Origin of the sequence: Vibrio sp. TH_r3 (genome assembly GCF_033101115.1) — a bacterium.
GTDB lineage: Bacteria > Pseudomonadota > Gammaproteobacteria > Enterobacterales > Vibrionaceae > Vibrio.
In genome coordinates this window covers 82872-96318 of record NZ_JAWMPW010000003.1, presented here as the reverse complement: position 1 = coordinate 96318, position 13447 = coordinate 82872, and the positions used below count along the sequence as shown (strand labels likewise).

The following is a 13447-nucleotide window of genomic DNA, read 5'->3' as shown; positions in this document are numbered from 1 at the left end:
GGAGGTTATTATGTCTGAATTAGTACAATACGATGCGCAACACTGTTTTCATCCTTTTAGTAACTATCACGAGTTAAACGCTAAAGGCGCTCGAATGATAGAAAGAGCCGAAGGAATATACGTTTATGATGAAACAGGATTTGAAATTCTCGATGCCATGTCTGGTTTGTGGTGCGTAAATTTAGGCTACAACTGCGAACCATTAATTGAAGCCGCAACCGAGCAGCTGAAAACACTGCCTTATTACAATCTGTTTTTCCAAACCACTCATCCACCAGCCGCAAAACTGGCTAAACTGCTGTCAGAAGTTACCCCAGAAGGAATGAATCACGTCTTTTTTACTGGTTCAGGTTCAGAATGTAACGATACTGTGGTTCGCATGGTTCGCTATTACTGGAACGCCTTGGGTAAGAAAGACAAAAAAGTCATTATTGGCCGAAAAAATGCCTATCACGGCAGTACTATCGCGGGCGCGAGTTTAGGTGGTATGGATTTTATGCGCCAACAAACAGGCTGTCTGGTTCCGGATATTGTGCATATTGACCAACCCTATAGTTTTGCTGAATGTACAGATGGCGATGTTGAAGCTTTCGGTCTCGAACGAGCACGCCAGCTAGAAGAAAAAATTCTTGAGTTAGGTGAAGATAACGTCGCAGCATTCATTGCAGAACCTATTCAAGGTGCCGGTGGCGTTATTATCCCACCAGAAAATTATTGGCCAGAAATTCAACGTATTTGCGATAAATATGAAATCTTATTGGTTGCAGATGAAGTGATTTGTGGCTTTGGTCGTACAGGTGAGTGGTTTGCCAGTAACACTTATAACATCAAACCTGATTTATTGTGTATGGCAAAAGGGATTACATCGGGATACCTACCTCTTGGTGGAGTGATGGTACATGATGACGTCGCCAAAGTACTCAAAAATGTCGATTCAGAATTTGCACACGGATTTACTTATTCTGGTCATCCAGCGGCTTGCGCTGTGGCTATCGCCAATATCAAACAGATGCAATCACAAAGTATCATTCCAACACTAAAAGAGAAAATCGTTCCTTACTTTAACCAGAAATGGCAGAGCTTGTCAGCCCACCCTCTAGTTGGCGAAGCTCGTTCAAAAGGAATGGTAGCAGCAATCGAATTGGTGTCTGACAAAACCACCAATCAGCGCTTCGAAAAAGAGATGGAAATGGGCACAGTATGTCGAGAAAACTGCCTAAAAAGCGGATTAATCATGCGAGCTGTTGGCGACACGATGATAGTGAGCCCACCATTAATTATCACTGAAACTGAAATTGATCTGCTTATTGAAAGAGTAAAACAAGCACTCGATTTAACTCTGGCTTCTTTATAAGTTGATTATAACTTTAAAAGCCTAGCAAAACATAAACATACCCAAGGATTGGAGATTAACTATGTTAAAGAAAAACCTAGCAACAGCATTAGCAATAGGAATTATGGGGGCGACAACAACACATTCTGTCTTTGCTGAAGAAGAAAAAGTACTTAATATCTATAACTGGTCGGATTATATTGCAGCAGACACTATCAAGGACTTTGAAGCAGAAACAGGTATAAAAGTAGTCTATGATGTGTTTGATTCCAATGAGGTACTAGAAGCAAAAATTTTATCTGGACAGACTGGTTTTGACATTGTTGTTCCATCCAATGACTTTCTTGGTCGTCAAGTAATCGCGGGTGCTTTCATGCCACTCGACAAAAATAAGCTGACCAACTATGGCAACTTAGATAGCAAGCTGATGTCAGTTTTAGAGCAAACAGTCGATCCTAAAAATGCTTACGCTGTCCCATATCTTTGGGGTACAACAGGTATTGGATACAACGTAGACAAAGTTGAACAAGCGTTGGGTAAAGATGCCCCGGTAGACAGTTGGGATCTTGTGTTTAAACCAGAAAACATGGAAAAACTCAGCAGCTGTGGCGTAGCATTCTTAAACGCACCAACAGAAATCCTAGCGGCTGCGTTAAACTATCTTGGCAAAGATCCTAACTCACGAAATAGCGATGACTACAAAGAAGCACTTGCACTGCTAAAACAAGTCAGACCTTACATTACCTACTTTCATTCTTCTCAATACATCAATGACTTAGCCAATGGTGACATTTGTGTAACCGTCGGTTGGTCTGGTGATGTTCTACAAGCATCTGACCGAGCAGCAGAAGCAGAGAACGGTGTAGAAGTTGCGTACAATATTCCAAAAGAAGGGGCGCTCGCATGGTTTGATTTAATGGCCATACCGAAAGATGCAAAACACCCAGATAATGCGATGAAATTTATCAATTATCTATTGCGTCCAGAAGTAATGGCTAATATCAGTAACTACGTCTGGTACGCCAATGCAAATACCGCGTCACGTGAGTTTCTTGACCAAGAAATCCTTGATAACCCTGGTATTTATCCTTCCGAAGAAGTTCAAGAAAAACTGTACAGTAGCAAAATGCTACCGAATGAGGTTTCTCGTGTGATCACGCGCACATGGACAGAGTTTGTTAGAAACTAGTCAGCTAAAAATTAGCGCTCTAGCTTTACTTAATTAGAGCGCTAGTTAATTAGAGCGCTAGTTAATTAAAATGACCGTCAATCGCAGCATAATTTTATCAAATCGTTAACGCTTAATTAGATAGAAATAGCATTATACCAAGACAGTTTATTTACATTAGAACAACGTATTTATACCACAACAAAATAGTCAATTTTAAACAGTATAGTTTTATGAAAATAACATAGTTATATGTAGAAAAGTGTTTACACGGACAGGTTTTATATAGGGACATATATGACGACAATAACCACAGACTCACCCACGTCAGATAGTGTAGAGAACACTATTGAAAAACCAACGGCTGTACGAAAACAGAACAGACCACTGTTACAAATAAAAGGATTAACCAAAACATTTGACGGCCATACCGCTGTCGACAACGTCGATCTCACCATTAATCAAGGTGAAATATGCGCACTAGTTGGCGGTTCTGGTTGTGGGAAATCGACACTACTGCGAATGCTCGCCGGATTCGAATCACCCGATTCAGGCCAAATCATTCTTGGTGGGGAAGACTTAGCCAATATTCCGCCTTATCGTCGCCCAGTCAATATGATGTTCCAATCCTACGCCCTATTTCCTCATATGACCGTATTCAATAACATTGCCTTTGGTCTAAAGCAGGAAAGCCTTTCTAAAGTAGAAATTAAAAAGACCGTTGAAGAACTCCTTGAACTGGTTCATATGACTGAGTACGCCAATCGTAAACCTCATCAACTGTCCGGTGGGCAAAGGCAACGTGTGGCGCTTGCAAGAAGTTTAGCGAAACGACCAATATTGTTGCTACTTGATGAACCAATGGGTGCATTAGATAAAAATTTACGTGAAAAAATGCAACTCGAAATCGTCGACATTCTTGAGCGAGTTGGCGTTACCTGCGTAATGGTCACGCATGACCAAGAAGAAGCGATGACCATGGCTGACCGCATCGCTATTATGAACAAGGGTCAATTTGTTCAAATTGGTTCACCTAACTCTATTTATGAATCACCAAATTCACGCTATTGCGCCGAGTTTATTGGTTCAGTCAATATTTTCGACGGCACTTTAGCCAGCAGTACCGATGACCGTTCAACGATTCAGTGCGCCGATTTAGATAAACCAATTGTATTCAATCGCAGACTTTCTGCTACGCCTGGAACTGAATTGATGGTTGCAGTTCGCCCAGAAAAAATATATCTATGCACCGAATCATTAAGTCAAACTAACAGTTGCTCAGGCATTGTGGAAGACATTGCGTATATAGGCAGCCAGTCAATTTACCATGTCCGCTTACCAAGCAATAAATTGGTGGTGGTATCGGTACAAAACATTAGTCGGCACAGAGTGGGAATGCCAACGTGGAATGATCCAGTCAGCTTATATTGGGAAACAGAAAGTGGGGTGGTATTAACAATATGAAGATACTTAATTCTATTCGAAATATTCCGTTTTCGCGTTATTTGGTTATGGCGATACCTTACAGCTGGTTACTACTTTTTTTTCTCCTACCATTCTTATTTGTATTCAAAATAAGTCTAGCAGAGGCAGAGCTTGCCATCCCACCCTACTCCGATCTGGTTGCTATCGTCGACGAACAGTTACAGTTTTTTATCAATATCGGCAACTATCTCTATCTTATAGAAGACAGTCTATACGCTTCATCTTATTTAATGTCACTCCGAATTGCCTTTATTTCAACTGTACTTTGTCTACTCATCGGCTTTCCGACAGCGTGGGCGATTGTTCACTCAACGCCAGCAACGCGCAATGTTTTGCTGATGTTAATTATTCTACCTTCATGGACCAGTTTTTTAATTCGTATTTACGCGCTAATCGGCATATTTAAAAACAACGGTCTGTTAAACAATTTCTTAATGGGGCTCGGTGTTATTGATCAGCCTCTGCATATTTTGCATACCGATACCGCTGTTTATATCGGTATTATTTATACTTACCTACCCTTTATGGTCCTTCCTATCTACACGGCATTAATGAAGGTCGATTATTCGCTCATTGAAGCGGCACTCGACCTAGGAGCGAGACCATTTACTGTGTTGATTCGAATATTAATACCGTTAACCAAAGCCGGAATTATTGCAGGATCAATGTTGGTATTTATTCCCGCAGTGGGTGAATTTGTTATCCCAGAACTACTTGGTGGGCCTGATTCGGTATTAATAGGACGAGTATTGTGGCAAGAATTTTTCAATAATCGTGATTGGCCTGTCGCTTCTGCGGTAGCAATAACCATGTTACTGATTCTAATGGTACCAATTGTCTGGTTCCATCGTTACCAAAAACGTGAATTGGAGGCAGCATAATGAATTCAATACCAGTTTATAACAACAAATGGAAATGGATAATGTTAGGGTCGGTTTTTAGTTTTCTCTATTTACCGATTGTTATCCTTATCATTTACTCTTTCAATGAAAGCCGTCTCGTCACTGTATGGTCTGGCTTCTCAACTAAATGGTACAGCGAATTATTCCAAGATGACCTACTAATTAACGGCCTGAAAATCAGTTTAACGGTTGGTGTGCTTGCCGCATCAGCTGCGGTTGTACTTGGCACTATCTCAGCTTTCATCTTAAAGCGTTTTGGCAAGTTTAGAGGGGAAACCAGCTTTGCTTTTATGATCACCGCGCCTTTGGTTATGCCAGATGTCATTACCGGCTTGTCCTTGTTGCTGTTGTTTATTTCTCTCGGTCAGTTTATTGATCTGTTTGCACAACGCGGCATGTTAACCATTTGGATTGCTCACGTTACCTTCTGTACCGCCTACGTAACGGTCGTAATTAGCTCACGTTTGCAAGAATTGGATCGGTCAGTTGAAGAAGCGGCAATGGATCTCGGTGCGCCGCCTTGGAAAGTATTTTTCCAAATTACGTTACCAATGATTCTGCCGTCTTTGGTAGCAGGATGGCTATTGGCCTTTACTTTGTCTTTAGACGACTTAGTGATTTCAAGTTTTGTGTCTGGCCCTAGCTCAACAACATTGCCTATTGTGGTGTTTTCAAGTGTTCGTTTAGGTATAAGCCCTAAAATAAATGCGCTAGCAACCTTAATGGTACTTATTGTATCATGTGCGTCCTTTATAGGCTGGTGGTTGATGGCGAAGGCAGAGAAAAAGCGCCGAATGGAGATCAACGCTACGTCATAATACCGTTCTGTAAACAATGGCGCTGCTCTATTTAACCAGAGTAGCGCTATAATTTAACCAGAGTAGCACTATTACAAACTTGGGAAATTGGAATGGACATAGGCAAACAACTGAAAACAATTCGTACTATAAAAGGCATTTCACAACGAGAGCTTGCGAAACTCAGTGGTGTTACCAATGCGATGATATCTCAAATCGAAAAAAATCAGGTCAACCCTTCGGTTGGCTCTCTCAAGAAAATCTTGGACGCGATCCCAATCTCCATGGGCGAGTTTTTCACCATCAATATAGAAGCTGAAGACAAGATATTCTACTCAGCGGAAGAGCTAGTGGATATCGGCGATAATGTCATAAGTATGCTGCTTGTCGGCGGTAAAAGAAGTGATAAGAAATTGGCTATTCTACGCGAAATTTATCCACCTGGTGCCGATACAGGTACAGACTTCATGCAACATGAAGGAGAAGAAGGCGGTATCGTTTTAAGGGGAGAAATAGAGGTTATTGTTGGTAATCAATCCCAAATTCTTAAGCCTGGTGATTCTTATTATTTTGAAACTCGACAACCGCATCGCTTCAGAAATAAAGGTAAGGTCGAATGCGAACTAATTAGTGCCGCAACGCCTGCCACGTTCTAATATTAACTAAGTTAGCCATCGCACCAAACCAAGGCCAATCGCAACAAACCAAAATCACAGTCCCAAAAACCGCTCGACTTTATTCGAGCGGCTCACTACATAAAACTCATTGTCATTAATCAAGTTCAATCCATGTTGATTTCAATTCTGTGTATTTCTCGATTGCATGTAATGATTTATCACGACCATTACCGCTTTGTTTAAAACCACCAAACGGCATAGTCATATCTCCACCGTCCCAGTTATTAACAAACACAGTGCCCGCTTTTAAAGCCCTAGAACCACGAATGGCTTTAGAAATATCGTTAGTCCAAATCCCCGCGGCTAAACCATATTCGCTATCATTGGCAATCGAAATTGCCTCTTCAAGCGAATCAAAGACTAAAACCGATAACACAGGACCAAATATCTCTTCTTTTGCAATCGTCATACTTGCACTGACATCAGTAAATATCGTTGGCTGAATGTAATATCCGCCAGTTTCCGATAAAACGCGAGAACCGCCACATAATAGCTTCGCCCCTTCATTTTTACCGATTTCTATATAACCAAGCACGCGTTCCATTTGCTGACTATCAATAATCGCCCCCATCGAAGTATCCGTGCTTAACGGATGACTTGGCTGCCAGTTTTTTACCCCTTGCGCGAGTTTTTCTACCACTGATTGATAAATACTTCGTTCAACCAGAAGGCGAGAACCTGCCGTACACACTTCACCTTGGTTATAACAAATTGCGCTTAAAGCAGTTGCGACCGCTTTATCAAGATCTTTCACATCAGCACAAATGATATGCGGGCTTTTTCCACCGCACTCCATAAAGGTGCGTTTTAAGTTGGATTCGCCTGCAAATGTCAGCAATTTTTTGCCGACGGCTGTCGATCCAGTAAAGGTAATGCAATCCACATCAGCATGTAGAGCCAGCGCTTGACCCGCTTCGCCACCAAATCCCGGTAACACTTGAAATACCCCAGAAGGTATACCAGCTTGCAACGCTAATTCTGCTAGAAAAATAGCTGACAATGGACTTTTTTCAGACGGTTTAACAATAATCGAGTTACCCGCTGCAAGTGCTGGACCGATCTTCCACGATGCCATTACCGATGGAAAATTCCATGGCACAATAGCTGCGACAACACCCAGGGGCTCACGTGTTACCAATGCCAACGCATCTGACGTTGTAGGAGCGACTTCATCATATATTTTATCAATGGCTTCTGCGTTCCATGCAATACAACGAGCGGTTGCTGGAGCATCATAACCCAAAGTATCGTTAATTGGCTTACCTGCATCTAGCGAGTCTAACAAAGCTAATTTTTCGACGTTGTCATCAATAAGTTGAGCAAATTTCAATAAAATAGCCTTTCTCGCCGAAGGTTCGAGTCCAGACCAAACTCCGCTATCGAAAACACGTTTGGCAACCGCTACTGCAATGTCGACATCTTGCTGATCACAACGAGCTACATTTGCCAGTAATTGACCATCAGCAGGATTAATACAAGCAAATGTCTCTTTACTTATTGCGTCAGTTAGCTCACCATTTATCAATGCTTTAGTCGAAAATGACAACTGCTTTGCACGTTCTAGCCATATTTGATTACTCATAAATTCCCTTTAAATGTTGATTTATACCCATCAATTCGTGGCTCAAAGCGTTGTACATAATCGTTTCAATACCAAGCTTTTAGGTACACGAGTAGAGATATTTAGCTTAGGAGTCCTACCTTAGCCGCTTTACTGTTAGCAACTGTTAATTATAAGTTGCATTTAATGTATGTTTTAGCTTAAATTCCATACTAATGTAAAGTATATTGAATCACAATGGTATTTGTCATTCAAAAAATTAATTGATTTCAACTTCATGGATGAGGTTTATAAATGAAAATAGGTATAATAGTTTGCGACAAGCTTGACCCCGTTTTGTCACAACAATTTGGCGAGTTTGCAGATATGATAATGGCGACCCTTTCGCCTCATGGTCAGTTCGAATATCAACAATATGATGCCTTCCAACAAAATTTGCCCAAACAAAATGATGACTGCCAAGGCTATATTATAACCGGCAGTACCCACGACGCTTATTCCGATCAACCTTGGGTACATAATTTAATTGAGTGGATTAAGTACTGCGACCAAATACGTAAACCTTTAGTTGGAATTTGCTTCGGTCACCAAGTGATTAGTATCGCCCTTGGTGGTAAAGTCGAAAAATCAAACAAAGGTTGGGGACTTGGAGTCAGTGAGAACCAAGTTCATCAACATCCAACATGGATGACTCCGAACAAAACTCAACTAAACCTGCTGGTTAGCCATCAAGATCAAGTCACCGAGCTTCCCCCGTCTACTCAGCTTATTTCTTCAAGTGACTTCTGCCCGTATTATATGTTCAGTAAAGGGCAACATATTTTAACAGTACAAGGACACCCTGAATTTTCGGTGGAATTTGAACAAAAATTATTAGACAAGAAAAGAGACCTGATTTCTGACGAACTATATGAAAAAGCCAAACTTAGCTTACAAACTGAACCAGATTCAAGCGTAGTTATGAAATGGTTTGCCGAATTCTTCATCCAATCAAAAAATTAACTCGAGTAAAAAGTTAACTAAATCAAAAAAGGCAGCTTGCAGGATAATGAGTATACTTTGTATTCAATCAATTATTCTACGCCATTAGAGAATTATCAAGGTTAGAAACAAATCAATAGAGGTTAAGGATGGACAGGATTAAACCAACAAATTTGCCAGTTGAGTCAATCGATTTTCTAGATAAATCAGTAGGTTTACAAGATACAACACTCGTTAAACACTGTTCTTATATAAATGGTCATTGGCAAACTAATGACGCAAAAATTTCGATCTCGAATCCCGCCACTGGCGACATAATTGCTCAAGTTGATGATGCCAGTGTAGCAGATGCAGAACTGGCGGTTACCTCAGCCAAGGCAGCTCTAAAGATGTGGTCTTCTAAGTCTGCCAATGAACGTGCTAAGTTAATGAGAAACTGGTTTAATTTAGTAATGCAGCATCAGGACGACCTCGGACGTATTTTAACCTTGGAACAAGGGAAACCTCTAGCGGAGGCAAAAGGTGAAATCGCTTACGGTGCGGCATTTTTGGATTGGTTTGCTGAAGAAGGCAAACGCATTTATGGCGATACTATTCCGGCGCCATCTGGTGACAAACGCATTATCGTAATCAAACAACCTGTTGGTGTAGTTGGATCGATTACGCCATGGAATTTCCCTAATGCAATGATCACAAGAAAAGCCGCGGCCGCATTAGCTGCAGGGTGTACTTTTGTGGTTCGTCCTGCCACACAAACCCCACTGTCTGCATTGGCAATGGCAGAACTAGCTGAACGTGCGGGTATTCCTGCGGGAGTATTTAACGTTGTCATTGGCGAAGATGCACAAGGTATTGGTAAAGTATTAACTCAACATCCCGATATTGCTAAATTTACTTTTACAGGCTCCACCGCGGTAGGCAAAACGCTCATCAGCCAATGCGCGACTTCGGTGAAAAAAGTGTCAATGGAACTGGGTGGCAACGCGCCCTTTATTGTCTTTAACGACGCTGATATCGATGCTGCGGTACAAGGCGCAGTAATATCAAAATACCGCAATGCCGGCCAAACTTGCGTGTGCAGCAATCGTTTATTTGTACAAAAAGATGTCATCGAAACGTTCACTAAAAAATTCACCGCAGCGGTTGAAGAATTAACCATGGGCAATGGCTTAACCGACGGCGTTAATATCGGTCCAATGATCTCAACACAAGCGGTAGATAATGTTGACACCTTAGTTAAGGATTCAATTTCTGCCGGCGCTAACTTGGTTCTAGGTGGTAAACGCAGTCAAATTGGTGATACTTTTTATCAACCGACGATTTTAACCAACGTAACTAACGATATGCCAATCGCAAGCAATGAGATATTTGGCCCTGTTTCGCCTATTATTGCTTTTGATAATGAAGAAGATGTCATCGCAATGGCCAATGACACTGAATATGGCCTCGCGGCTTATTTTTACGCTCGAGATATTGGCTTGATTTGGCGGGTGGCTGAAAAGTTAGAATTTGGCATCGTTGGCATTAATGAAGGCATTATTTCTAACGCCGCCGCACCATTTGGTGGTGTAAAACAGTCGGGTAGCGGGCGCGAAGGGTCAAAATACGGCTTAGATGATTATCTAGAAATTAAATATTTATGTCTGGGCGGTTTAGATAAATAGGGAACCAAAAAGACAAATAAACATAAAGATCAAAAAGTTAAATAAATATTCAAACGCGTTCGGATGATAAATGTAAGAGGTTTACCTACATGCTTAACCCGAACGCTTATCCGCTTGTACGCATGTCAATTACTTTGTTTAGGTGCGCAAAATCTCCGCCACAATTTCATCCATGGTATTAGCGACAATATCGGGTTGTAAATAGAGTGGATTATAAAGTGAGTTTAATCGATTAATATACGCCGCCTTCATGCCCACAGACAAAGCACCATGGGTATCCCAATCATGAGTTGCCACTAATCGCAATTGTTGTACAGGCTGGTTAAGCTTATTGGCAACAAACTTATAAACGTTAGGATCGGGTTTAAAACTACCCGTTTGTTCTACTGACACAATATCATCAAAATACTCGCTTAAGCCTGCGTTAGTAATTTGTGCCGTGATTAAAGCTAAAGACGAATTAGAAAAGGCCACTGTTTTCACACCCGCATTACGCAGAGTCTTTAATGCGCCAACCATATCATCGTGTGCGCTGAGACTAGCAAAACCATTCAATATATCCAGGCTCATCTGTTGTGATAACGTCACTCCACGGCGTGAAGCAATAATCTGTAAGTTGATCTTTGCTAAGGTGGCAAAATCAGTATCAACTTTAGTCAAAATACAAACTGTAGAAGAGTGCAGTAACATTGAAAACCATGTTGCCGTTACCTGCTCGTCACCAAAGGCCATTTTAAATTTTGCCTTGAGACTATCAAGGTTCAACACGGTTTCATTAATATCAAACAATATTGTTTGATTTGCCTCTATCTCATTAACTACTGATTTATTACTCATAAAAGTTCACCTGTTGACAAAATTATTCGCCATACTAACAAAAATTAATCTTTGGCATGGCTATTTTTTACTACTATCTAACACACCACCTAGCTGCAACTCTCCCCCAGATGACTTATACTATTGCCAACCTATCTATCGCCAATATCGAGTCAATTATGGAAGTCGAGCTACTGGAAATTCGCAACTTCATCAGCCAATACCCACCTTTTGATCAGTTGCCTGAAGAAGCATTGATCGAAGTTTCAAATAGCGTCGAAATTTCCTATTTCAGAGCGGATAGCATGATCATCGAGTTCGGCGATAAGATACACTCCCTTTATATGATTCGCAGTGGCGTAGTTGAAATATTTCGCCGTACAGGTGAACTATATAACCGTCTTGATCAAGGTGGCTTGTTCGGTCAAATGGGGCTGCTCACCAATAAAAAAGTCCGTTTTCCAGCTAAGTCGATTAAAGATACTCTTTTATATTGTATCCCTGAAAGCATCTTCGAAGATTTCTGTGAACGCTATGATACCTTTGCTGATTTCGTTGAAGTAGAAGGCAGTATTCGCTTACAACAAGCGGTGGAAGATAACAATGATAACCCCAATTCGCTCACAACCTCGAAAGTAAAAACCTTATTAACCGGTGACGCGTTGATGTTGGCCGACACCACATCGGTGCAAAACGTTGCAAAATTAATGACAGAAAATAACGTCTCTGCGGCATTAATCAATGATCCTAATCTTACCGATGAAGGTGGTGATAGTTTTGTTGGCATTATCACTGAACGAGACTTATGCGCTAAAGTAATCACTCAAGGCTTAAGCGTTGATACTCCAGTGTCAGATATTATGTCCACCGAACTTATCTCTCTTGATCATAATGCCTATATTTTCGAAGCTATGCTGTTGATGCTTCGTTATAACGTCCATCATCTACCAATCTTAAAAAATAAACAGCCGATCGGTTTAATTGAAGTCACTGATATTATTCGTTATGAATCTCAAAACAGCTTATTATTTGTGAGCAGTATTTTCCAGCAAAATAGTATCGACGATTTAGTGTTACTTTCTGGCCAATTGAAAGATTGTTTTGTTCGCATGATCAATGAAGACGCCAATTCGCATATGGTCGGGAGAGCGATGTCCGAAATAGGACGAAGCTTCAAACAACGTTTGCTAGAATTAGCCGAAGAAAAATTAGGTCCGCCACCTATCCCGTACTGTTTCTTAGCATTAGGTTCCATGGCACGAGATGAACAACTAATCGTTACCGATCAAGATAACGCCATTATACTGGATAACCAATACCAGCCATCATTGCATGGCAAGTACTTTGAAGATTTAGCCACTTTTGTTTGCGATGGTTTAGATGCCTGCGGCTACAGTTATTGTACAGGTAATATTATGGCCACCAATCCAGAATACCGCAAAACTCACCAACAATGGGAAGACTGTTTTGCCGATTGGATCGATAATCCAAGCCCACAAACACTACTCAATTGCTCTATTTTCTTTGATTTGAATGGCGTTTACGGACGGAAAAAGTGGGCAGAGCAATTAAACGCATTCATTTTGAGAAAAGCGAAAAAGAACAATCACTTTCTCGCTTGCCTTGCTAGAAACGCCTTAAATAGAACTCCACCTCTTGGTTTCTTTAAGAACTTTGTGATGGAAAAAGATGGTCGTCATAACAACTCAATTAATTTAAAACGCAGAGGAACGGCACCGCTAGGTGATCTTATCCGTGTCCATGCGCTCGCAATTGGATCCCAGTCGCAAAACTCATTTGACCGTCTAGAAGATATTATAGAAGCGGGCATCTTACCTCCATCCAAAGGAAAAGATCTACAACATGCAATGGAATTTATCTCTCTCGTTCGCATTCATCATCAAGCCTTGGACATTGAAGCGAATCAAGAGCCCGATAACAACATAGAACCAGAGAATATGTCTGACTTCGAACGACGCAACTTAAAAGACGCATTTTTGGTGTTAAGCAGTGCTCAGAATTTCTTGAAATATCGTTACAATGCAAACAGTATGAAGAGGTAA

11 protein-coding genes are annotated in these 13447 nt (G+C 41.0%); 9 read left to right on the top strand and 2 right to left on the bottom strand.

Going from position 1 to position 13447, the window contains the following annotated elements:
• Positions 1-10 precede the first annotated feature (10 nt).
• From R3X26_RS04475 to R3X26_RS04450, 6 genes are all read left to right on the top strand, one after another.
• Positions 11-1354, top strand: coding sequence for an aspartate aminotransferase family protein (locus R3X26_RS04475; protein ID WP_317716010.1), 1344 nt, complete (start codon positions 11-13; stop codon positions 1352-1354).
• Between the two features lie 103 nt (positions 1355-1457).
• On the top strand, positions 1458-2522 hold the full coding sequence (locus R3X26_RS04470; RefSeq protein ID WP_317716203.1) for a polyamine ABC transporter substrate-binding protein: 1065 nt from the start codon (positions 1458-1460) through the stop codon (positions 2520-2522).
• A gap of 276 nt (positions 2523-2798) precedes the next feature.
• Positions 2799-3965: a polyamine ABC transporter ATP-binding protein gene (gene potA / locus R3X26_RS04465; RefSeq protein WP_411572391.1), complete on the top strand. Its 1167-nt coding sequence runs from the start codon at positions 2799-2801 to the stop codon at positions 3963-3965.
• Complete coding sequence (gene potH, locus R3X26_RS04460) at positions 3962-4867, top strand: putrescine ABC transporter permease PotH (RefSeq protein WP_317716009.1); 906 nt, start codon at positions 3962-3964, stop codon at positions 4865-4867. Before potA ends, potH begins: the two co-directional genes overlap by 4 nt.
• On the top strand, positions 4867-5706 hold the full coding sequence (locus R3X26_RS04455; RefSeq protein WP_317716008.1) for an ABC transporter permease subunit: 840 nt from the start codon (positions 4867-4869) through the stop codon (positions 5704-5706). The genes potH and R3X26_RS04455 overlap by 1 nt, the downstream gene beginning before the upstream one ends.
• A gap of 92 nt (positions 5707-5798) precedes the next feature.
• Positions 5799-6341 (top strand): cupin domain-containing protein, encoded by a 543-nt coding sequence (locus R3X26_RS04450; RefSeq protein ID WP_317716007.1) that lies wholly within the window; start codon positions 5799-5801, stop codon positions 6339-6341.
• A 115-nt stretch (positions 6342-6456) separates the two neighbouring features.
• Here the strand turns inward: R3X26_RS04450 and R3X26_RS04445 are convergent, their stop codons facing one another.
• On the bottom strand, positions 6457-7944 hold the full coding sequence (locus tag R3X26_RS04445) for an aldehyde dehydrogenase (RefSeq protein ID WP_317716006.1): 1488 nt from the start codon (positions 7942-7944) through the stop codon (positions 6457-6459).
• A gap of 273 nt (positions 7945-8217) precedes the next feature.
• Here R3X26_RS04445 and R3X26_RS04440 point away from each other — a divergent pair, with 273 nt between their 5' ends.
• Positions 8218-8925 carry a glutamine amidotransferase-related protein gene (locus R3X26_RS04440; RefSeq protein WP_317716005.1) on the top strand — a complete coding sequence of 236 codons (708 nt, stop codon included), beginning with the start codon at positions 8218-8220 and terminating at the stop codon, positions 8923-8925.
• A gap of 128 nt (positions 8926-9053) precedes the next feature.
• The gene (locus tag R3X26_RS04435; RefSeq protein WP_317716004.1) at positions 9054-10568 is read left to right on the top strand and encodes an NAD-dependent succinate-semialdehyde dehydrogenase; all 1515 of its coding nucleotides are present in this window, start codon (positions 9054-9056) and stop codon (positions 10566-10568) included.
• Between the two features lie 138 nt (positions 10569-10706).
• Here the strand turns inward: R3X26_RS04435 and R3X26_RS04430 are convergent, their stop codons facing one another.
• Complete coding sequence (locus R3X26_RS04430; protein ID WP_317716003.1) at positions 10707-11405, bottom strand: haloacid dehalogenase type II; 699 nt, start codon at positions 11403-11405, stop codon at positions 10707-10709.
• A 158-nt stretch (positions 11406-11563) separates the two neighbouring features.
• Between R3X26_RS04430 and R3X26_RS04425 the strand changes: the two genes are divergently transcribed.
• The gene (locus tag R3X26_RS04425) at positions 11564-13447 is read left to right on the top strand and encodes a DUF294 nucleotidyltransferase-like domain-containing protein (protein WP_317716201.1); all 1884 of its coding nucleotides are present in this window, start codon (positions 11564-11566) and stop codon (positions 13445-13447) included.